Below are 21,667 nucleotides of genomic sequence, written 5' to 3' on the forward strand. Positions count from 1 at the left end.
CCAAGACGCCAAGGCTCCAAGGGAGCAAAAAACGCGAGAGAAGGCGAGCAGCCACCCCGCCACACCCGTGCGGCGACGGTGCCGATAGCGTCTTGATGGCCATATGTACGAGCACCAGCCGCCCACACCAGAAAAACTTCGCGCCTTGGAGTCTTCGTGGTTAAAAATCCGCCAAATGGCCAGAAAAAGATCCTGCCGCAGACCCAGCGAAAGGCCAGTAGCATACAAAAAAGAAGTGGTACAATTTCAGCCAACCCAAGCAATCTGCGCGCAGCCCGCCCGGCCAGCGCGCCCACAGAAAGCGATAGCGACACCCATGGCACAGACACCACTGCGCATTCTCTGCATCTACGCCCACCCCGACGACTTCGAGTTCATGGTCGGCGGCAGCGTGGCCCGCTGGGCCGACGAGGGGGCCGAGGTGACCTACTGCGTGATCACCGACGGTGCGGCGGGCAGCAACACCCCTGGCGAGGATCTGCGCCAGCTGGTGAAGACCCGCGAGGCCGAAGAGCGCGCCGCCGCCGCCATCCTGGGCGTGAAGGATGTGATCTTCCTGGGCTACGCCGACGGCATGCTGGAGCCAAGCCTGCAGCTGCGCCGCGAGCTAACCAAGATCATCCGCCAGCTGCGCCCCGACCGCGTGGTCTGCGGCGATCCGGCGGCGATCTTCTACGGCGACGGCTACATCAACCACCCCGACCACCGCGCCGCTGGCGAGGCCGCGCTCTACGCGGTGTTCCCCAGCGCCGTCAGCCGCCCGATCTTCCCCGAGCTGCTAGCCGAGGGCTACGAGCCGCACCAGGTGCGCGATGTCTACATCTCGGGGGCGCTCCAGCCCAACGCCTATCTGGACATCACCAGCACCATCGACCGCAAGGCCGAGGCCGTGCAGGCCCACCGCTCGCAGGTTGGCCCCGAGGTGGCCGAGTGGGTGCGCCAGGGCGCGCAGGAGACCGGCAAGGCCGCCGAGATGGCCTACGCCGAGTCGTTCCGCGTGATGACCCTGGTGCGCGAGCAGGCCGCCGAGTGACGGCGGGCGACGGCCCCACGCGCCACGTGGTGGGCGCGGGCGACGCTGGCCAGCCCGTGGGCGAGCTGGCGGCGCGGCTGCTGGGCGACCCGGCCCGCGCCGCCGTGGTGCAGGCCCACGGCGGCCTGTGGCTGGGCCGCGAGCGCGTGCTGGATGCGGCCCGCCCCGCCCCCGAGGGCGAGCTGCTCACCATCAGCCAGCCGCCCGATGGACGCTACGCCCAGGCGGCGATCACGCCCGAGCAGGTGCTGTACGAGGACGCCGACCTGATCGTAATCGATAAGCCCGCCGGGGCCTATGTGGAGGCCACGCCGTGGGATGTGGGCGGGCACCTGCTGGCCGCCGTAGGCCAGCTGCTGGCCCGGCGCGATGGCGCAGCACCGCCGCTGCACCTAGCCCACCGGCTCGACCGCGACACCAGCGGCGCGCTGGTGTTCTCGAAAAACCCCGAGGTAAACCCGCGCCTGCAGGCCACCTTCGCCCACGGCGAGGCCCACAAGCAGTACCTCTGCCGCTGCCAGGGCGCGCCCGCCCAGGATGCCTACGACCTCTCCACCGGCCACGGGCGCGGCGCGAAGGGCCGCTTCCGTGTCTACCCCGCCGAGGAGGTGGGCCGCGAGCTGCCGCAGGGCGGCGGCACCGTGAAGGCCATGCGCACCCGCCTGGAGGTGCTGCGCCGCGATGGCGACAGCGCGCTGGTGCGGGCCTTGCCCGCCACTGGCCGCACCCACCAGATCCGCCTGCACATGGCCCACGCGGGCCACCCGCTGCTGGGCGACACCAAGTACGGCGGCCCGGCGGCCTGGCGCGACCAGCCGCTGCCCTACCACCTGCTGCACGCCGAGCTGCTGCGCATGCCACACCCGCGCACCGGCCAGCCCTTGGAGATCGCCGCCGCGCCTGTGTGGTGGGGCTAGCTCAAGGCGCACCGTTTACCACCAAGGATCCAAGACACCAAGGGGACACAAAAGGCCGAGATCTACCCGATCTCGGCCTCGCTCTTCCCAAAAATCAACCCTACGCCACGCGCTGCGCCAGCCGCTCAAGCTGGGATCGGTAGACGCTCAGGATCTCGCCTGCGACGCTTGACCAGCCGTACTGCGTGGCCCGCTCGCGTGCGGCCCGGGCCATGGCCTCGCGCATGTCGGCATCCAGCAGCAGCCGCTCCAGGCGATCCGCCAGGGCGGCGGGGTCGTCGGGCGGGGTGTGCAGGCCGCTCACCCCATCCTCCACAATCAGGGCGGGGCCGCCAGCGCTGGTGGCCACCACAGGCCGCCCGCAGGCCAGCCCCTCCAGCGCGGCCATGCCAAACGACTCGTAGTGCGAGGGCATGGTCACGATATCGGCGGATGCATAGTAGAGCGGCAGTCGGTCCTGCGGCTGCGCGCCCGCGAAGCGCACCGCCTGCTCGACCCCCAGGCGCGCGCGCAGGGCGTGCAGGCGGCGCTGCTCGGCGTTCCACTGGCGGCGCTCGCCCTCGCCGCCACCGCCCACCACCAGCGCGTGCAGCGTCTCGCGCCACGCAGGGTGGCGCTGGTGCAGCATGGCCACCGCCTCGATCAGCGCGTCAATGCCCTTCAGCGGCTCGATGCGGCCCACCAGCAGCACCAGGCGGTGCGGCGCGGGCGGCAGGCCCAGGGCCTCGCGGGCCTGGCCCAGCGAGCGCGGCTTGAAGCGCCGCAGATCCACCCCGCAGGGGATGGTGTGCACCTTGGCGCACTCGGCCCCGGTGTGCCACACCAGGTCGGCGCGGTCGCGCGAGGTGGCCGCCACCAGCGCGTCGGCCTCGGCGGAGATCCGCCGCTCGATCTCGACCCGCCGCACCGTCTCGCGCTCCTCGTCGCTGCGGGCCACACGGTTCTTCAGCGCCCCGAGGGTGTGGAACATATGCACCATCGGCGCGCCCCAGGCCCGCCGCAGCTCCATGGCCGCCAGCCCCGAGAGCCAGTAGTGGCTGTGGATCACGTCGTAGCTCAGATCCTCACCCTCGGCGAAGCAGCGGGCGCGGCTCACGAACTCGGGCATGTGCTCGATCAGCCAGTTCTTGTCGTAGGGCACCGGCGGGCCGGCGCGCAGGTGCACCACGCGCACCCCCGGCTCGATGTCCACCTTCAGCGGCACCCGCTCATCCTGCGTGCGGGTGAAGATATCCACCGCCACCCCGGCGCGGCCAAGCTCGCGGCTCAGCTCGCGCACATACACATTCATCCCGCCCGCCTCTTTGCCGCCCAGGCTCGCCAGGGGGCTAGAGTGGGCGCACAGCATCGCAACTCGCATGGCCGCAAGTATCCTCACATCACCATATGCGGCCCGACCGTGGGGCCGCCACACCAACAACTGCTACGTACAAAAGAACGTTTTGTTTTCACGCCCATGCGCCTGCAGGGGCGGTGCCGCACCGCCGAACACAAAGAGCACGGGGCGTGCCGCCCGGTGCTCTCTGTAGGCTTTTGGAATGCGCCGCGCTGGGCGGGCGTGGCTGCTACTCGCCGCTGACCGTCAGCGGGTTGTAGTAGCTGTAGGCCAGCCGCGCCACATTGCCCAGCAGGCGCTGCGTGAAGGTGTCCTTGTACACCTCGCCTGACTGGTAGGCGTAGATGGCGATCACAAAATCGCCGCCCGGCGTGCGCACGATGCCCGCATCGCCCTGCACCTCGGGCTGCGCCCAGCCGCTCTTGTGGGCCACCTCGGTGCCCTCGGGCAGGCCCGAGACCATACGCTTGGTGTCGGCGTTGCGCTTCAGCAGCTCGATCATCTCGGCGCAGCGCTTGGCCGTCATCGTCTCGGGGAACTTCTCCACCAGCTTGCCGCCGCCCTTCGCGCACTGGTCGATCAGCACGTAGATCTGGGCCATCTCGTAGGGCGTGGTGCGCTGCACCGGGCTAGAGTTGGTGAAGGGGGCTTCGCCCGCCTTCTTGGGGCCAACCTTGTACTTGGGCTTGTAGAGCTTGATAAAGTCGTTGGCCTCGAACGGCGTGTACTGGTAGGTGGTGGTCAGGCCCAGGTCGGCCAGGGTATCGCTCATCAGCTGGATGCCCTCGAAGGCCGACTCGGTGGAGGTGCCGCCCACCGACATCGCCATCACGTCGTTGGCGCGCAGGTTGTCGCTGTCGATCACCATCTTCTCGATCGCGCTCATCTGCTTGGCCGTGAACGAGTCGACGTGGGCGTAGGCGTTCAGCAGAATGCCGACCTTGATGGTGCTGGCGGTGCTGAAGGCGGTGCCCTTGTTCACGCTGGCCAGCTCGTCGCCGCTCTTCAGATCGTAGATGTAGACGCCCAGCACGGCGGTGGTCTTCTTGGCCGTGGCGGCGTAGGCCTCGGCCAGGGCCTCAAGCTCCTGCTGCAGCTGCTCCTTGGTGGGGCGCGCGTCGGGCGAGGGCGGGGCCAGGGTCAGCTCCAGCGTGAGCGGCTGGGTGTAGGCCAGGGTGGCCAGGTGCTGCTCGACCTTGGGCAGGGCCGCGTCCACATCCAGCGACTCGGCGGCGTGCAGCACGAAGCTGGCCGAGATCGCCTTGGTGTCGCGGATGGCCTCCACGCCGCTGCTGGCGTTGCTGGCCGCCGGGGCCAGCGCGTCGAGCGCGGCCTTCAGCTTGGCCTCGTCGTAGATCAGCACCAGCGGGATGTCGTCGCCCGCCGTGGCGGTCAGGGCCTTGGCTACCATCGCATCCACGTCGGGGGCCAGGCCGATGGCCTCTGGCTCCAGCGTGGTGGTCACCCCGCCCGTCACCAGCGTCACCGGCTCGGCGTCATCCTTCACAACATCGGCCAGCGCGGCGCGGGCCTGCTCGGCATCCATGCCGCCCAGCTTCACGCCCGCCGCCGTCACGCCATCCGCGATCAGCGGCACGGCGGTGGGCGCGGGGGTGGCGGTGGGCGCGAGGGTGGCGGTGGGCGCGCTGGTCGGGGCCTCGGTGGGGTGGGATGTGGCCTGGGCCTGCGGGCCGCAGGCACCAAGCAGCAGCGAGAGCGCGACAAGCGAGGTCGCGCGGCGGAACGAAGCAGCCATGGGCGATCTATCCTCTGTAAGCAATCCAAAAACCAATGTTCCAAACAGCCCGCCGGCGCGCTACGACGGGGCCGAAAGGCTCGGCCCTGTGGCACACGCGCGTGCCGCCGACCCTGGCTGTCGCGCCGTGTAGTATAGTCGAAGTGCACCGGATGGACAAGCGCGGCGGGAAGATTCTTCACCACGAAGGCGCGAAGGAACACATACCCTTTACCACCAAGACACCAAGACACCAAGGGAAGAAAACGGGAACGAATACCACGAAGGCGCGAAGACGCGAAGGGGAGAACAAGAACGCTTTGCCACGAAGAACCCAAAACACGGCGGTCTTGCAGGCCATATGCACGAACATGAGCCTACAGCACGGGAACACTCAAAATGGATTGTTCCAAGGGGCCATACCCTCACATGGTGTCACTTTTTTGAGAGGGGCATTGGGAAGCGCCACATGGAGTAAGACGATGTGCCAAACCATGCACAGGAAGGGCACAAAACGAACCTTACCCACCGGGCCCATGCGGCGAAGGTGCCGCTAGCGTTTTGATGGCCATATGCACGAACAACAGCCGCCAGGGAAGAGCACAGGAACGCCCAAAATAGGGGGATCGAAGGGGGCGATGCCCCCTCGCGGGGTTGCTAGGGGCCTGCCCCGAGCCGCCGCCCACGCAGGGCACACACCCAGCGAAAAGAGCAACCCTCATCATCGAAGCCGCAGCCGGTCGCCCCAACCGTGCAACGCTCCAAGCATTGCCTACGCTTGGGGCGACCCAAAACGATGCGGAAGCAGCCTCAAAAGTGAGACCCTGTGAGGGCTATGCGCTCTATCTGACGCCGTTTCGCATCATTGTATGTTAGTGGTGTGCGTCCGTTTTTTGCCCTTCGTGTCTTGGAGTCTTGGTGGTGAACATCCTCGTGGCATCGAGAACGCATAGGGCGTGATGCGGCCTGTGGCCTTGGCCAGCGGCCTGTGGTACAACACCCACAGGCCGACACACCACACGAGGAGCCAATGCCACAGATCACCGACATCCCCGCCCGCATCGCCGCGCTCGATCCCGAGCAGCAGGCCTGCTGCCAGCGCCTCTACGAGATCAGCGCCGCCGCCGGGCGGCTGGAGCTGCCCCCCAGCATGCACGCCTGGACCGAGCGGCAGTTTGGCAGCCTGGGGGCCGTGCGCGAGCAGCACATGCTCAAGGTCACCAACTGCTGGACGCTGGAGGGCGCGCTGTTCAACCCCACCCGCGCCCGCCGCCCGGCCCTGGGCCACACCGGCGACGCCGCCATCGACGCCTGGGTCGCCGCCGAGCTGCGCGAGGACATCTTCGCCCAGCCGCTGCGCACCACCCCCGCCGACCCCTTCGGGCGGATCGAGGGCCGCCACTGCATCACCGCGTCCAACATCGCCAAGTACGACGGCTGGCACGGCGTGGTGATCTGCCGCGAGCCGCACCCGCTGCGCTTCGACGCCGAGCAGATCGTCGACTATATCGCCACCGCCTGGCGCTGGATCGAGGCCGCCCACCGCGCCGACCCCAGCGCGATCTACCCGCTGATCACCTGGAACTGCCTGCCCAAAAGCGGCGCGTCGCTGGCCCACGGCCACCTGCAGGTGGCGCTGGGCGCTGGCCAGCCCTACGCCCAGGTCGAGCGCTGGCGGCAGGCGGCGCAGCGCTACCGCCACGAGCACGGGCGGGCCTACGCCGAGGACATGCACCAGGCCCACGCCGCGCTGGGGCTGGCGCTGCCGCCGGTGGCGGGCTGCCGCCGCCTGGCCCACCTCGCACCAGCCCGCAACCGCGAGATGGTGATGCTGGCCCCGGCGCAGGGCCATCCCGCCGCCGCGCTGGCCCGGGCGCTGGCCGCCACGCTGCTGGCCCTGCGCGACCAGCGCGGCGTGCGCGCCTTCAACGCCGCGCTGGCCTTCCCGCCGCTGCGCCCCGATGGCCGCGACTGGGGCGGGCTGCCCGCCTTCGCGCGGGTGGGCGACCGGGGCGACGCGCTGTCCATCCGCAGCGACCTGGGCGTGATGGAGCTGTACGGCATGGCCGTGATCACCGCCGACCCCTTCGAGCTGGTGGGCTAGGCGCGCAAAAAGGCGCGGGGGCCACGCTGCCCCCGCGCCTTCGCTACCAGCTGCGGCTCTGGACGCCCCGCGCTACTGCAGATCCGCCGGGCGCTCGCCCAGGGTCACATCCAGCGTCAGGGTCTCCTTGCCGCGCAGGATCTCCACCTGCACCGTGTCGCCCGGCTTGTGCTGCAGCAGGATCTGGCGCAGCGACTTGTCGATGCCGACCTTCACGCCATTCACCGCTGTGATGATATCGCCATCCTTGATGCCCGCCTTATCGGCAGCCGAGCCAGCCGTCACCGCCGAGCCATTGCCCTGCGAGTTCTTCACCAGCGCGCCGTTCTGCACCGGCAGATCCTGGTCCACCGCGCTCTCGGCGTCGATCTGCACGTACGACACGCCCAGGAACGGGTAGGTCACCTTGCCGCTGGCGATCAGCTGGTCGCTCACCATCTTCACCACGTTGCTGGGCACCGAGAAGCCCAAGCCCTCGGCCTGATCGCTGGTGATGCCGCTACCGCGCACCACCAGGGTGTTGATGCCGATCACCTCGCCCTGCAGGTTCAGCAGCGGCCCGCCCGAGTTGCCGTGGTTGATCGCCGCATCGGTCTGGATCAGGCCCTCCATCGACGAGACCTGGCGGTTCAGCGCGCTGACCACGCCCACCGTCACGCTGTTGCGGAAATCGCCCAGCGGGCTGCCGATCGCGATCGCCGTCTGCCCCGGCTGGATCTTGTCCGAGTCGGCCAGCGGCACATAGGCCGGAACCTTGTCGGCAACCTGCAGCACCGCGATGTCCATCAGCGGGTCGGTGCCCACCAGCTTGGCATCGTGGCGGGTGCCATCGGCATAGTAGACCGCCAGCGACTTCTCGCCATCCACCACATGGTTGTTGGTGATGATATAGCCCTTGTCGCTAATAATCACGCCCGAGCCGGATGCGCGCTGGCTCGGCTGCTCCTGCGGCTGCTGGCCGTCGCCGTTGCCATTGCCATCACCCTGGCCGGGGATCTCGAACGGGAAGGGCAGCTCCTGCTGCGAGTTGGACTGCGCGCTGGCCTTGAGTGTATTCACCACCGTCACCACGGCGGGCGAGACACGCCCCACCACTGCGGTCACGGCGGCATCGCTGGTGATCGCGCCCGTGGCCGCGCTCGATGAGGTGCTCGACACCGGCTCGCCCAGCACCGGCGCGGAGGCCACGCTGGCGGGCGTATCGGCGCGGCTGGCCACCATGTAGCCCACGCCCCCGCCGATGATCCCGCCAGCCACCACCCCCACCAGCAGCGCAAAGACCAGCATCACCCCGACTATCACACGCGATCTGCGTTCCATCTTCATCCTCCTACGCGATTCTGCAATCGAGCTATGCATCTATTCGCCAGCACCAGCGCGCGGCCTGCCGCCTGCGCTGGTTTATCAATAACAATACTGCCACATCGGAAGCCTCACTTCCAAACGATCCGGGCGGGCTGCCCAGCCCTACGCCAAACATGATGCCAGACCTTCGTGAAGACGCCGTGAAACACAAATGAGAACCAGCTAATAGCTGCGCGCGACCCATGGCGCGGGCCGCATGGACCTACGAAAGCCCATCGTACCCGGTTAAAAAGCCCAACCTTGCGCCAACAACATCTTTCATTGTAGAATGAGATGCTTACGCGCTCATGTGGGCAGAATCTTGCCGTACAAATGCACTGCCCGCAACATGTGACACATGGAAGAAATCCTCATCATCGACGACAGCCAGCAGATCTGTGCCATGCTGTCAGAATACGTCCTTCCGGAACTGGGGTATCGGTCTTCCTCTGCACACACTGGCCAACAGGGGCTGCGCCAGTTGCGCCAGCAGCTGCCCGACCTCATCCTGCTCGATCTTCAGCTGCCCGATATGAGCGGCCTCGATCTCCTGCGCACGATCGCGCAGGAGGGCTACGATGTCCCGGTCATCCTGATGACCGCGCACGGCTCCGAGGGCATCGCGGTCGAGGCCTTCCGGCTGGGGGCGCGCAACTACCTGATCAAGCCCTTCTCCGAGGTTGAGGCCAAGGCCGTGATCGACGTGGCCCTGCGCGAGCGGCGGCTGGCCCGCGAGAAGGACCAGCTGACCCGCAACCTGCAGCAGCGCGTGCAAGAGCTGACAGTGCTCTCGTCGATTGGCAAGTCGGTCAGCTCGCTGATCGACAACAACGAGCTGCTGGTGCGGATCGTCGAGGCCAGTGTCTACATCACCCACGCCGAAGAAGGCTTCCTGCTGCTGCACAATCCCGCCGCCAACGAGCTGTACCTGCGCGCCGCCAAGAACCTGGGCGAGCAGCGGGCCAAGCACCTGCGCATCCCCACCGACGACACGCTGGCCGGGCAGGTGATGCGCACGGGCAAGCCCATCCGGCTGGACAAAGCCAGCACCGGCAACCCGCTGAAGGTCAAGACCGGCTTCCTGGTGCGCTCGCTGCTGCAGGTGCCGCTGATCGTGGGCAAGCAGGTGATCGGCATCCTGGGGGTGGACAACCAGGTCAGCGACCGGGCCTTCACCGAAAACGATCAGTACCTGCTCACCGCCCTGGCCGACTACGCCGCCATCGCGATCGAGAACACCCGGCTCTATGAAGAGGTGAAGAGCAGCGAGGCGCGCTACCGCGACCTGTTCACCAACGCCTACGATCTGATCTTCACGCTGGACCGCCAGCTCAACATCCAGAGCATCAATCGCGTGGGCACCGCGCTGATCGGCTATAGCGCCGAGGAGCTTGAGGGCCAGCCGCTGCGCAGCCTCTGCCCGCCCGCCTTCTGGAGCGAGGCCCTGCAGCAGTTCTCCAGCCTGATCACAGGTAGCCCCATCCAGCCCTTCGAGCTGCAGCTCACCCACAAGAACGGCGAGCAGCTGACCGTCGAGGTGAGCGCGCGGCTGCTGCGCGAGGGCCAGCGCATCGGCGGCATCCACTGCATCGCCCGCGATCTAACCGAGCGGCGGCGGCTGGAGGAGCAGCTGCTGCAGGCCGAGAAGCTCTCGGCGATCGGCCAGCTGGTGGCGGGCGTGGCCCACGAGCTGAACAACCCGCTCACCAGCATCTCGGGCTACACTCAGCTGCTGCTGCGCGAGAAGGGCATCACCGGCAACACCCGCGAAGATCTGCAGCACATCCACATCCAGGCCGAGCGCGCCGCCCGGATCGTGCAAAACCTGCTGGTGTTTGCCCGCGAGCACAAGCCCGAGCGCAAGAACATCGTGATCAACGATGTCATCCGCGATACCCTGGCGCTGCGCTCGTACCAGCTGCGCGTCGACAACATCCACGTGCAGCTCGACATGGCCCCCAACCTGCCGCAGACGGTGGCCGACCCCTACCAGATGCAGCAGGTGGCGCTCAATCTGATCAATAACGCCCACCAGGCCATGGTCGAACGCGGCGGCGAGAACCGCCTGACCCTGCGCACTGCGCTCAGCCAGCGCGATGCCAGCGACATGCCGGGCGGCAGACCGATGGTGCAGTTCTCGGTCAGCGACACCGGCATCGGCATCCCGCCCAGCAGCCTCACGCGTATCTTCGACCCGTTCTATACCACCAAGCCGGTGGGCCAAGGCACCGGCCTGGGGCTGGCCATCTGCTTTGGCATCGTGCAAGAGCACGGCGGGCGGATCTGGGCCGAGAGCGAGCAGGGCTTTGGCACCACGGTATTTGTCGAGATCCCCATCCGCGCCCCCCAGGCTGCCGATAGCACCACCGCCGAACAGCAGGCCCTACCCGCCGAGGAGCTGCAGCAGGTGGCCCGCATCCTGGTCGTCGACGACGAGGAGCCGGTCAGCAGCCTGCTGGCCCGGCTGCTGCGCGACCTGGGGCATACGCCCGTGGTGGTGAACAGCGGCATCGAGGCGCTGCGAAGGCTGGGGCAGGAGCCATTTGATCTTGTGCTAACTGATGTTAAAATGCCTGGTATGACCGGGTTCGACCTCTATCAGGAGATCGCTCGGCGCAATCCCGATCTGGCCGCCCGCGTGGTCTTTGTCACTGGCGACATGCTCAGCGCGGCGACCCAGGCGCAGATCGCCCAGAGCGGCAACCCGTTCATCGCAAAGCCGTTTAAGATCGAACAGCTTGAAGCTCTGGTACGATCGCTGCTCACCCGTCAATCAACACCATAGCACTCGCAAACAACCGATAACGGCCACGCAGCGCCAGAGAACACACCGCACCACGCGCAGTGCCGTGAAGCACATATGTGAAAGATACGACGCTACATCGCATACCGCACACCAAGCCAACGGGGGTGTTGCCTGTGCAACGACACTGCGCTCCTACAATGGTGCAATAAGCGCAGTTAGGAGATCGAAGGGACGTGGATACAGCTTTAGCTCAGGCCATCAACACACTCGCCGCCGACAAACGATCGGGCGCGGCCTATATCGCCACACGCGCCGCCGATGTGCTGCTGCGTCGGGCGACCACCGGCGAGGCCGCATCGCCCGACGCCTTCCGTGAAGAGCTCCTGGCCACCGGCTGGGCGCTCATCCAGGCGCAGAGCACTATGGCCGCGCTGATCAATCTGGTCAACACCGTGCTCTGGAAGATCGAGCAGTACGATACCCCGCACGAGCTTCAGCAGGCCGTGGTCGAGGCCACCGACCAGTTCAAACGCCAGCTGAAAGACCATGCCCTGCGGGTGGCCGAGGGCACGCTGCCCCTGATCACCGACGGCAGCACGGTGGTCACGCTCTCGCAGTCCAGCACGGTGCAGCACGCGATCTTCCACGCGCAGCGCGCTGGCCGCCGCTTCAACGTGATCTGCGCCGAGTCGCGCCCCGCCAACGAGGGCCGCGAGACCGCTGCCACGCTGGCCGAGCACGGCATCCAGGTGACGTTCGCGGTGGACACCGCCGCTGTGGCCGCCGTGGCCAACGCCGACCCGTTCCGCGGCGATAACTTCGTGGTGCTGGCCGGTGCCGATATGGTCACCACCAAAGGCCTGGTGAACAAGGTGGGCACTATGGCGCTGGCGCTGGCCGCCAAGCACAGCGGCGTACCCATGTACACGCTCTGCAGCAGCGAGAAGTTCCTGCCGCCTGGCTACCCCATGCCCCAGCAGCGCGAGCGCGCCAGCGACAGCATCTGGCCCGAGGCCCCTACCGGCATCGAGCTGTGGAACCGCTACTACGACTTCACACCGCTCCACCAGATCGCCGGCATCGTCACCGAACAGGGCGTGCTGCCCGCCGCCGCGATCGAGGCATGGCTGGCGGTCACCAAGCTGCACCCGGCGCTGGCCAAGCAGGCCCTGGTGCCAGGATACTAGCACCCACGGCGGGCTGCGCGCACGCCGCCTGACGCCGTAGCCCGCCAAGATCGCACCATGGTGCTTATGTCTTGTTATAATCCGATAGGCCGTAGGGGATGGGCGACACGCCATGTTTTGACTCATGTTCAGGATCTCGCTATAATACAGGTTCCGCATTCCAATGCGCTTTTGCATGTACGGGGTATGCGGGGTATGAATTGACTCCGAACACATGTTCTAGTATAATACTGCTCTACCTGCCTGATCCTGCTCGACCCCGTGAGCACACCCGAGGCACCAAGCCCACGGTACGGCACCGGGAGAGGGAAATACAATGGCTGTCACAAGTAAAAACCTGAACTCGGCGCAGCGGGCAGTGCAGGTGCAGACAAAGCGCCGCCCTCAGAGCGAGCAGCTTCACGTTGGGATGTATCTGCTGACCCTCATGCTCGCATCGATCGCGATCTACGCGATCATGAGCCTGCTGGTTAGCAAGGTAAGCCTAACTATCGATGATATACGCTACGGGCGGCCACGCACCTCGCGGATCGAGGCCTATGTGCAGCACGGCGATGCCCCCGGCAAGCCCACCTACCTGATGGCGGTCAACCTCAACCGCCAGGTGAGCGTGATCGAGATCCCCGGCGGCGACCCATCGCAGACCCGCAGCTTCGCAGGCCCCTACCTCTTCGGCGCAGATGAAGATCTGACCCCGGTGACGCTCTCGATCAAAGACATGGATGGCGACGGCCTGCCCGACCTGCTGGTCGATGTGCGGCGCGAGCAGATCGTCTACCTGAATCGGGATGGCACCTTCCGGCTGCCGACCGCCGACGAGCGCGCCGCGCTCCAGGCAGGGCAGCAATGAGCGATTCACATCGCCCCAAGCGCACCCCGCCCAAAACCGACCTGCGCACCGAGACCGCCGACCCCAAGGCGGTGCGCGAAGAGTTTACCCGGATGCTCAACCGCGAGACGCCCGAGATGCGCCCGCCACCATCGGTGCTGCGCCCATCCTGGGATCTGCTCGACGATCTGCCCGAGCAGCGGCGGCGCGGCCCCATCCCGCCGCCGCAGCCGCCCTACGCCCCACCCCCGCCGCAGCAGCGCCCAGCGCCGCAGCAGCAGCGTCCGGTGCAGCCGCCTTACGCCGCACCACCAGCACAGCAGCGCCCCGCGCAGCCACCCTATGCCGCACCCCAGCCGCAGCGCGTGGCACCACCGCGCCCAGCCCGCGACATCCTCGATACGCCCGTCGAGCGCCCGCGCGCCCGGTCGATCGCCGAGTCGCGCGCCGCGCTGCCGCGCCCCGACTCGCTTGGGATGCCAAGCTGGGCCTCGTCGGTGCCCGAGCCGCCGCTCTACGACCACATGCGCCGCAAGCCATGGGTGATGCTGGTGGTGGCCTTCGTCAGCGCGGCGATCATCATCATGTACCTCATGCCGCCCCAGCTCTCCATGAGCGGGCGCTACCTGCCCGATACCAACGAGGCCGAGCCTGCGGTGGCCAGCAGCAACGTTCCGGCGGGCGAGCACTCGATCGTGCGCGCCCCCACCATCTCGGCCAGCAAGATCGACAGCGTGCTGCGCGACTACGGCTCGCCCGCCGAGGGCACCGGCAACGACTGGGTGGAGCTGGGCAAGAAGTACAACATCGACCCCGCCTACGCGCTAGCCTTCTTCGTGGTCGAGTCCACCGCTGGCACCGCCCAGGGCTGGGCGGGCTGGAAGGACGACGGCTCATCCACCCACAACATCGGCAACATCATCTGCGCTGGCTACGACACGTGCTATGGCCGTTTCCGCGACTATGGCAGCTGGCAAGAGGGGATCGAGGACTGGTATCGGCTGATCTCGGTCGAGTATGTCAACGGGCGCGGCCTGCAGACGGTCGAGCAGATCATCCCGATCTACGCGCCTTCGTTTGAAAATGATGTCGATAACTATGTCAACAGCGTTGAGAAGCTGGTGGAGGCCTGGCGCAGCTAGTAGCCTATGATCGATAGCACCCCATCTTTTGGCCGCACGGTCGCCATCGGCGTGGCGCTTGTGGCCGTTCTCTTGCTCCTTTTTCAGGCCCAGCCCGCCCCCAGCATCAGCGCGTGGGGCGGTAGCTCGGTCGGCGGCATCAGCGGGCAGGCCCAGCCACTCAGCGGGCAGGCCCAGCCCTGGGGCGGCGACGACACCCCCGCAGGCAGCCCGCTGCGCAGCCCGCACACGGTGATGACCCAGGGCTATGGGGTGGGCACCCACGCCCCCGCCGATGTCTGGGGCGCGGTCGACCTAGCGATCGACGCCAACGGCGACGGCAGCGCCGACCGCGACGCCACGCTCAATACGCCGATCTACGCCACCCACAGCGGCGTGGTCAAGATTTCTGCCAACACCTATCCGGCGGGCAACCATATCTGGGTCACCGGCACGCACTTCAAAACCGGCTATTCGCACCTGTCCAGCTTTGCGGTGCCGGATGGCCAGCAGGTGAGCGCGGGTGACCTGATCGGCTACGTAGGATCGACGGGCCTCTCCAGCGGGCCGCACCTAGACTACCAGGTCTGGAAAGATGGCGTGAATGTGAACCCGCTGGACTATGGTGCGACGACCTCTCCCTAACGAAGCGCATCATTCAACCAAACGCAAAAACGGGGAAGCCGCGCAGGCTTCCCCGTTCGCATACCTATCAGGCTAGGCGCATCAGCTCACCGCAGCTCGGCTAGGGCAGGCTGCCGCCGCAGCACCTGCTCCAGCACCACCGCGCGCGGCGAGGTGCGGCGCGGCGCGGCCAGCTGCACGCAGGTGAAATCCTCGGCGTAGATGCAATCGAGGCCCTGGGCGCGCGCGGCGTCGGCGGTGTCCATGGCCCGCTCGGCGATGGCGAACTCGCCATCCCAGTTCTCCAGCTGCGAGGCGTGGGCCTGGAAGGCGTAGAGCTTGCGCTCCAGGTGGTGCTGCTCCAGCGGCATATACGCCGTTGGGCTGGCGGTCTCAAACAGGTAGATGCGCTCAACATCGTGCGGCTCAAGGCCCTCGGCGGCCAGCTCGGGGGCGGCCAGGTGGGTGTTGGCCAGCGGCATCACCGCGCCCAGCGTGCTGGCCCCCACCGCAATGTGGTCGGGGTGGTTCAGCAGGTTGGCGCGGTAGCGCAGGTGCGGGTCGAAGGTGAGCACGGCCTCGGGGCGCACCTGGCGGATCACGCGGGCGATCGCCACCCGCAGCTCGTAGGTGGCGTCCACATGGGCGTCGGCGTAGCCCAGGAAGGTGACCGAGGCCACGCCCAGCCGCCGCGCGGCCTCGCGCTGCTCCAGCCGCCGCAGCGCCGCTAGCGCCTCGGGCGACTGCTCGGGGTCGCGGCTGCCACCAGCGCCATCGGTCACCAGCAGGTAGTGGATACGTGCGCCCTGCATGCCCCAACACGCCAGCGTGCCCCCGGCCATAAACTCGATATCATCGGGGTGAGCAGCGACTACAAGCACGCTTTCGGGAACGGGGGCATTCAGCAGAGATTGCATAGGGTACCTCGTCTACCTTACTAATCACAAGATGGTGTTCTGTCCACCATTCTCAGCTTAAATATAATATAGTTGATTTTATTTGTCAACAAATAAATCGGCGTCAATTTCCCGCATTGGTTGCATGCTCACAACCTAGGCCGTATCATAGCCAGGCACTATGCGCCGTCATCCGCACACAGCGAGGAGTTTGTGCATGTCCAGCCCCAGTTTTGAGATCGAATGGGTCCGCTCGCAGTTTCCCGCCCTGGCCGAGCGCGTCGGCGGCCAGCCCGCCGTGTTCTTCGATGGCCCCGGCGGCACCCAGGTGACCCAGGGCGTGATCGACGCCATCCGCGACTACCTCATCCACGCCAACGCCAACACCCACGGCGCGTTCGCCACCAGCGCCCGCTCCGACGCGATCATCGCCGAGGCCCACCAAGCCATGGCCGACATGCTGGGCTGCGACGCCGATGAGGTGGTGTTTGGGCCGAATATGACTACGCTCACCTTCACGCTCAGCCGCAGCATCGGGCGCGGCATCCAGCCCGGCGATGAGATCGTGCTGACACGGCTCGACCACGACGCCAACTTCTCGCCCTGGAAAGCGCTGGAGGAGCGCGGCGCGGTGATCAAGGTGGTGGACATCGACACCGAGGACTGCACGCTGGACATGGACGACCTGCGCAGGCAGATCACGCCCAAGACCAAGCTGGTGGCGATCGGCTACGCTTCCAACGCGGTCGGCAGCATCAGCGATGTGGCCGAGGCGGTGCGGCTGGCCCACGCGGTCGGCGCGCTCTGCTTCATCGACGCGGTGCACTACGCGCCCCACGGCCCGATCGACGTGCGCGCGCTCGATTGCGACTTCCTGGCCTGCTCGCCCTACAAGTTCTTCGCGCCCCACATGGGCACGATCTACGGCAAGCGCGAGCACCTAACCAAGCTCCAGCCCTACAAGGTGCGCCCCGCATCCGACGCCACGCCCGACCGCTGGGAGACCGGCACCAAGAACCACGAGGGCCTGGCCGGGGTGGTCGCCGCCGTCAACTATCTGGCCGAGCTGGGCCGCCGCACCGCGCCCGCCGCTCCCGCCAGCCGCCGCGAGGCCATCCAGGCGGCCATGGCAGCCATCCACACCTACGAGCTAGCCCTGGCCCAGCGGCTGATTGCAGGGCTGCTGGCCATACCGGGGCTGGCGTTCTACGGCATCCGCGAGCCGGAGCGTCTTGACCAGCGCACTCCCACCGTGGCCATCCGCATCGATGGCATCGCCCCCGCCGAGCTGGCACAACAGCTGGGCGAGCGCGGCATCTTCACATGGGATGGCAACTACTACGCGCTGAATCTGAGCGAGCGGCTGGGGCTGGAGGAAAGCGGCGGCATGCTACGGATCGGCCTGGTGCACTACAACACCGCCGAGGAGGTGGATCGCCTGCTGGCGGCACTGCACGAGATCGTGGCGGCATAAAAATACGGCCCGCTCCCCATTGAGAGGAGCGGGCCGTATTTCTCGAAAGATGTTGCTACAACGAAGCCGCCGCACCGCAGTCGTAGAGCGCTATCTGCATGCGGCCCATGCCGCCGTTCTGGCTGCCGCTGCGGCTAGTTCCACCCGGCGCTCCAGTGTTCTGTGTGCCCGTCTCGAAGCCCCGCACCACCTGGCACGAGCTTGTGAGGTACGACGAGACATCGCTCGAACCGCCACCCATCCTGCCGCCGCTCGTCTGCCAGTAGATGTAGCGTAGCTCGCCCGCACCCACCAACTGCCTCAGGCCAGCCCCATCCACCACTTGATCGCTGCCCATAAACCCGCCGATGTAGAGCACCGGCCTGCCCGTGGCAATCACATAGTCCGAGCCTTGCATCGAGCTGGGCACCGCCAGCAGATAGCGCGTATCCTGCGTGTTGGCCTGCAGGTAGTCCAGCAGCTCCTGGTCAACCGTCAGGTCTGCCGCACCATCCTTCGCGCGGGTCTCGCCACTATAGGCCGCAGGCAGCGAGGCGTTCTCGACCGGGTTGCGCATGGTGAGGTATGACCACACGCCCGGCACCAGCAGCACCGCCGCCACCGCACCCGCCATCCCCGCCAGCGCGGCCCAGCGCGCCCAGACCGCCCGCCGCAGCGCCGTGCCCAGCAGCAGCGCCAGCGCCGCCGCCCCAGCCATGCCCACGGCCAGCCATAGCCACCAGGGCGCGCCCACGTAGCGCACAACGGTGGCATACTGAAGCCACATGGTCGCCACCAGCGCCACCAGCGCTGCGCCCAACGCTAGCCAGGGGTGCCGCTCGCGCAGGTGCCAGATCGCCGCCACTGCGATGCCCGCCAGCGCCGCCGCAGGCACCGCCAGCATCGAGAGGTAGTACTCGTGAAAAAAGCCTGCGATGCTGAAGAACACCCCCGCCGCGCCCAGCCAGCCGCCCCAGGCCAGCAGCGCCTGGTGCGCGGGTGCCACTGGCCAGCGCGGGCGGCTGCTGAACGCCAGCAGGATTGCACCCATAAGCGCCATTGGCAGCAGCCAGCCCGCATCCTTGCTCAGCGGCGTGGTGAGCAGGCGCAGCGGGCCTGCCTGCCCGGTGTCGCCGCCCGGCCCGCCGAAGCCCTGGCCACCGCCCTGCGGCTGGCGACCCGGCCCGCCGCCCTGGCTGCCGAACCCGTCGCGACCCTGGCCGCCATCGCGGCCCTGCCCAGGCTGGCCACTCGGCGCATTGCCCTGACCGCTCTGGCCAGCCTGGCTCGGCCCACCGCCGCGCCCGCCGCCAAATCCACCCATGCCGCCCATGCCATATAGCCGATCAAGGCCATTATGCCCAACGATCAGCTCCATCACCGTGTTGTTCGTGCTGCTGCCGACAAACGGCCGCTGGCTGGCCGGGGTCAGATCCACCGCCAGCACCCACGCAAGCGACACCGCCAGCAGCACCAGCGTGGCCAGCGCCAGCTGCAGCAGCTTGCGCCAGAGGCTCAGCCGCGCGCCCAGTAGATACATCACATACAGCGCGGGCAGCACCATATACGCCTGAAGCATCTTGATGTTAAAGCCCACCCCGATCAGCGCCGCGCCCAGCAGCAGAAAGCCTAGCCTCGCCCGCTCGGCGGCATTGAAGAAGGCCCATGTGGCGCACAGCAGCGTGAAGATCAGCATGCTGTCGATCGTGTTATTGCGGTCGGTCGCCACCACCACCGGGGCAAGCGCCAGACCCAGCGCGGCCACCATGCCCGCCGCCGTGCCAAACGAGCGCCGCACCAGGTGGTACAGCAGGGCCACCGAGCCAAGGCCGCACAGGATGCCCGGCAGCAGCACGCCAAACGCATTCACTCCAAAGATCTTGGCCGAAATCGCCTGCATCCACAGGCCCACCGGCGGCTTGTCCACGGTCAGTGCGCCGCCCGGCTCGGCCACCACGTAGAAAAAGTTGTACCACGACTGGATCATGCTGGTGATCGCCGCTGTGTAGTAGTGGTTTACATTGCCCAGCTCATGCATGTACGAAAAGCGCAGCAGCGCGGCCAGCAGCACAATCGCGCCCAGGCCCAGACCGCGCAGCAGCGCATCGCGCCGCAGCGGTAGCGCCAGCGCGCGGCTCCGGCCCGCCGCACTTGTGGTCGAGCGCGCTACTCCCATGGCGCGCTCCCCGCCGCCTCGTCGGCGTCGCCGAAGCCCCAGCGCCGATCCACCACATACAGTGGGCGATGGCGCACCTCATCCTGCATGCGCCCCAGGTACTCGCCGATCACGCCCAAGCCCATCAGCTGCATGCTGCCCAGGAACAGCACCGCCACCAGCGTGGTGGCCTGCCCCAGCAGCGGCTGGTCGGCCCCAAAAAGCCGCAGGACAATCACCGCCAGAATGGCCAGCACGCTCACCAGCGCCAGCGCGAAGCCGATGTAGGTCGAGAGCTGCAGCGGCACATACGAGAAGCTGGTGATCGCATCCAGCGCAAATCGCACCATCTTGCCCAGCGTAAACGCGCTGCTGCCCGCGAAGCGCGGCTGGCGCTTGTAGGCCACGCCCACCTGCCGGAAACCCACCCAGCTCACCATCCCGCGCAGAAAGCGATGGTGCTCGGGCATCTCGCGCAACGCCACCAGCACACGCCGGTCCATCAGCCGAAAGTCGCCGGTATCCAGCGGGATGTCCACATTCGTGATCGCGCGGATCAGGCGGTAGAACCCGCTGGCGCTGGCCCGCTTGAACCATGTCTCGCCCGCCCGCTCGCTACGCACGCCGTAGATCACGTCGTAGCCCTGCCGCCAGCGCGCCACCATGTCGGGGATCACCTCGGGCGGGTCTTGTAAGTCGGCATCCATCATCACAATCGCCCGCCCGCGCGCCACATCCAGCCCCGCCGTGGCCGCCGCCTGAAAGCCAAAGTTGCGCGAGAGGCTCACGCCGCGCACATGCGCATCATCCGCGCACAGCGCCGCGATCGTCGCCGCCGACTGGTCACGGCTGCCGTCGTTCACCAGCACCAGCTCCCAGCGCTCGCCCAGCGCAGCCATCACCTTGGCCACCCGCCGGTGCAGCTCGGGCAGGCTCTCGGCCTCGTTATGCACAGGAACCACAACAGAAAATGTTGGCGCGTCGCTTGCCGCTGGCATCACCAGCGCAGGCAGCGCAACCGGGCGCTGCGAAGGTATGACGGTCATAATCTCATCCTCCCAGGTATCGCGTTCAACGGCTTCTTTGCTGCCGTCAGCGTAGCAGAAGGATGTTCAGATGATGTTTGCGACCCTTTGACATCCGATGAAATCACCGCGTTGCCAGCCGCGCCGCGCTATACTACAATCCAGCACACACCCGCCACGAAAGGAGCCACCATGGCAGAGACCAACGCCGCGCTGCCGATGCGCAGCTTCGGCCCATCCTCCATCCAGGTCACGCCCATCTGCATCGGCTGCGCCCCGCTGGGCAGCATGCCCGAGGTCTTCGGCTACGGCGTCAGCGAGCAGGATGCCATCGCCACGCTCGACGCCGCCTTCGACAGCCCGATCAACTTCCTCGACACGGCGGCGGCCTACGGCGATGGCGAGAGCGAGCGCCGCATCGGGCTGGCCATCCAGCGGCGCGGCGGCCTGCCCCAGGGCGTGGTAGTGGCCACCAAGGCCGACCGCGACCTGCACACCGGCGACTTCAGCGGCGAGCAGATGCGCCGATCGATCGAGCGCAGCCAGCGCCTGCTGGGCATGGAGTTCCTGCCTATCGTCTACCTGCACGATCCCGAGAACACCTCCTACGAGGAAATCATGAAAACCGGCGGGGCCGCCGAGACCCTGCTGCGACTGAAAGAGCAGGGCGCGATCGGCATCGTTGGGATGGCGGGAGGCCCCGTCGATCTGATGGCGCGCTACATCGAGACCGGCATGTTCGAGGCCCTGATCACCCACAACCGCTACACCTTGCTCAACCGCTCCGCCGACGAGCTGCTGACCATGGCCGCCCAGCGCGGCATGGCCGTGCTGAACGCCGCGCCCTACGGCTCGGGCATCCTCGCCAAGGGCCCCTCGGCCTACCCGCGCTACGCCTACCAGCAGGCCGAGGGACAGGTCATCCAGCGCGCCTTCACTATCGAGGGCGTCTGCAAGCGCTACGCCGTACCCCTGGCCGCCGCCGCGCTCCAGTTCTCGCTGCGCGACCCGCGCATCACCTCAACCGTGATCGGTATGACCAAGCCCGAGCGCATCCAGCAGACCGTGGAGCTTGCCAGCCACCCCATCCCCCAAGAGCTGTGGGATGAGCTGGCCAGCCTGCCTTTCGATACCGCCGACCCGCAGGGCTAGCACGCACAAG

16 protein-coding genes are annotated in these 21,667 nt (G+C 67.2%); 10 read left to right on the forward strand and 6 right to left on the reverse strand.

Going from position 1 to position 21,667, the window contains the following annotated elements; all coding sequences use genetic code 11:
- The first annotated feature begins 316 nt into the window (after positions 1 to 316).
- Together F8S13_21935 and F8S13_21940 are read left to right on the forward strand one after the other, a co-directional pair.
- Positions 317 to 1,033 (forward strand): PIG-L family deacetylase, encoded by a 717-nt coding sequence (locus F8S13_21935; GenBank protein ID KAB8140910.1) that lies wholly within the window; start codon positions 317 to 319, stop codon positions 1,031 to 1,033.
- Between the two features lie 26 nt (positions 1,034 to 1,059).
- The gene (locus F8S13_21940; protein KAB8140934.1) at positions 1,060 to 1,950 is read left to right on the forward strand and encodes an RluA family pseudouridine synthase; all 891 of its coding nucleotides are present in this window, start codon (positions 1,060 to 1,062) and stop codon (positions 1,948 to 1,950) included.
- 100 nt (positions 1,951 to 2,050) lie between these two features.
- Here F8S13_21940 and F8S13_21945 read toward each other — a convergent pair whose 3' ends face one another.
- A complete protein-coding gene (locus tag F8S13_21945; GenBank protein KAB8140911.1) occupies positions 2,051 to 3,310 on the reverse strand; it encodes a glycosyltransferase family 1 protein in 1,260 nt (419 codons plus the stop codon).
- A gap of 205 nt (positions 3,311 to 3,515) precedes the next feature.
- Positions 3,516 to 5,042 (reverse strand): serine hydrolase, encoded by a 1,527-nt coding sequence (locus F8S13_21950; GenBank protein ID KAB8140912.1) that lies wholly within the window; start codon positions 5,040 to 5,042, stop codon positions 3,516 to 3,518.
- Between the two features lie 1,009 nt (positions 5,043 to 6,051).
- Here F8S13_21950 and F8S13_21955 point away from each other — a divergent pair.
- Complete coding sequence (locus tag F8S13_21955) at positions 6,052 to 7,125, forward strand: hypothetical protein (GenBank protein KAB8140913.1); 1,074 nt, start codon at positions 6,052 to 6,054, stop codon at positions 7,123 to 7,125.
- Between the two features lie 72 nt (positions 7,126 to 7,197).
- Here F8S13_21955 and F8S13_21960 read toward each other — a convergent pair whose 3' ends face one another.
- A complete protein-coding gene (locus F8S13_21960; GenBank protein ID KAB8140914.1) occupies positions 7,198 to 8,451 on the reverse strand; it encodes a PDZ domain-containing protein in 1,254 nt (417 codons plus the stop codon).
- 376 nt (positions 8,452 to 8,827) lie between these two features.
- Between F8S13_21960 and F8S13_21965 the strand changes: the two genes are divergently transcribed.
- The 5 genes from F8S13_21965 (at position 8,828) to F8S13_21985 (ending at position 14,997) form a co-directional block, all read left to right on the forward strand.
- Positions 8,828 to 11,254 carry a response regulator gene (locus F8S13_21965; protein ID KAB8140915.1) on the forward strand — a complete coding sequence of 809 codons (2,427 nt, stop codon included), beginning with the start codon at positions 8,828 to 8,830 and terminating at the stop codon, positions 11,252 to 11,254.
- A 194-nt stretch (positions 11,255 to 11,448) separates the two neighbouring features.
- Positions 11,449 to 12,402: a translation initiation factor eIF-2B gene (locus F8S13_21970; GenBank protein KAB8140916.1), complete on the forward strand. Its 954-nt coding sequence runs from the start codon at positions 11,449 to 11,451 to the stop codon at positions 12,400 to 12,402.
- Positions 12,403 to 12,718: 316 nt separating this feature from the next.
- Positions 12,719 to 13,252, forward strand: coding sequence for a hypothetical protein (locus tag F8S13_21975; GenBank protein ID KAB8140917.1), 534 nt, complete (start codon positions 12,719 to 12,721; stop codon positions 13,250 to 13,252).
- 455 nt (positions 13,253 to 13,707) lie between these two features.
- A complete protein-coding gene (locus F8S13_21980) occupies positions 13,708 to 14,373 on the forward strand; it encodes a hypothetical protein (GenBank protein ID KAB8140935.1) in 666 nt (221 codons plus the stop codon).
- A gap of 6 nt (positions 14,374 to 14,379) precedes the next feature.
- Positions 14,380 to 14,997 (forward strand): M23 family metallopeptidase, encoded by a 618-nt coding sequence (locus tag F8S13_21985; protein ID KAB8140918.1) that lies wholly within the window; start codon positions 14,380 to 14,382, stop codon positions 14,995 to 14,997.
- Between the two features lie 86 nt (positions 14,998 to 15,083).
- Here the strand turns inward: F8S13_21985 and F8S13_21990 are convergent, their stop codons facing one another.
- The gene (locus tag F8S13_21990; GenBank protein KAB8140919.1) at positions 15,084 to 15,893 is read right to left on the reverse strand and encodes a PIG-L family deacetylase; all 810 of its coding nucleotides are present in this window, start codon (positions 15,891 to 15,893) and stop codon (positions 15,084 to 15,086) included.
- Between the two features lie 196 nt (positions 15,894 to 16,089).
- On the opposite strand from F8S13_21990, the gene F8S13_21995 reads away from it, so the two are divergent.
- Positions 16,090 to 17,346 carry a cysteine desulfurase-like protein gene (locus tag F8S13_21995; protein ID KAB8140920.1) on the forward strand — a complete coding sequence of 419 codons (1,257 nt, stop codon included), beginning with the start codon at positions 16,090 to 16,092 and terminating at the stop codon, positions 17,344 to 17,346.
- A gap of 55 nt (positions 17,347 to 17,401) precedes the next feature.
- Here F8S13_21995 and F8S13_22000 read toward each other — a convergent pair whose 3' ends face one another.
- Both F8S13_22000 and F8S13_22005 read right to left on the reverse strand, forming a co-directional pair.
- Positions 17,402 to 19,501, reverse strand: coding sequence for a glycosyltransferase family 39 protein (locus F8S13_22000; GenBank protein ID KAB8140921.1), 2,100 nt, complete (start codon positions 19,499 to 19,501; stop codon positions 17,402 to 17,404).
- On the reverse strand, positions 19,492 to 20,478 hold the full coding sequence (locus F8S13_22005; GenBank protein ID KAB8140936.1) for a glycosyltransferase family 2 protein: 987 nt from the start codon (positions 20,476 to 20,478) through the stop codon (positions 19,492 to 19,494). Before F8S13_22005 ends, F8S13_22000 begins: the two co-directional genes overlap by 10 nt.
- A gap of 240 nt (positions 20,479 to 20,718) precedes the next feature.
- On the opposite strand from F8S13_22005, the gene F8S13_22010 reads away from it, so the two are divergent.
- The gene (locus F8S13_22010; GenBank protein ID KAB8140937.1) at positions 20,719 to 21,657 is read left to right on the forward strand and encodes an aldo/keto reductase; all 939 of its coding nucleotides are present in this window, start codon (positions 20,719 to 20,721) and stop codon (positions 21,655 to 21,657) included.
- The last annotated feature ends 10 nt before the right edge of the window (positions 21,658 to 21,667 follow it).

The organism is Chloroflexia bacterium SDU3-3 (assembly GCA_009268125.1).
Lineage (GTDB): Bacteria > Chloroflexota > Chloroflexia > Chloroflexales > Roseiflexaceae > SDU3-3.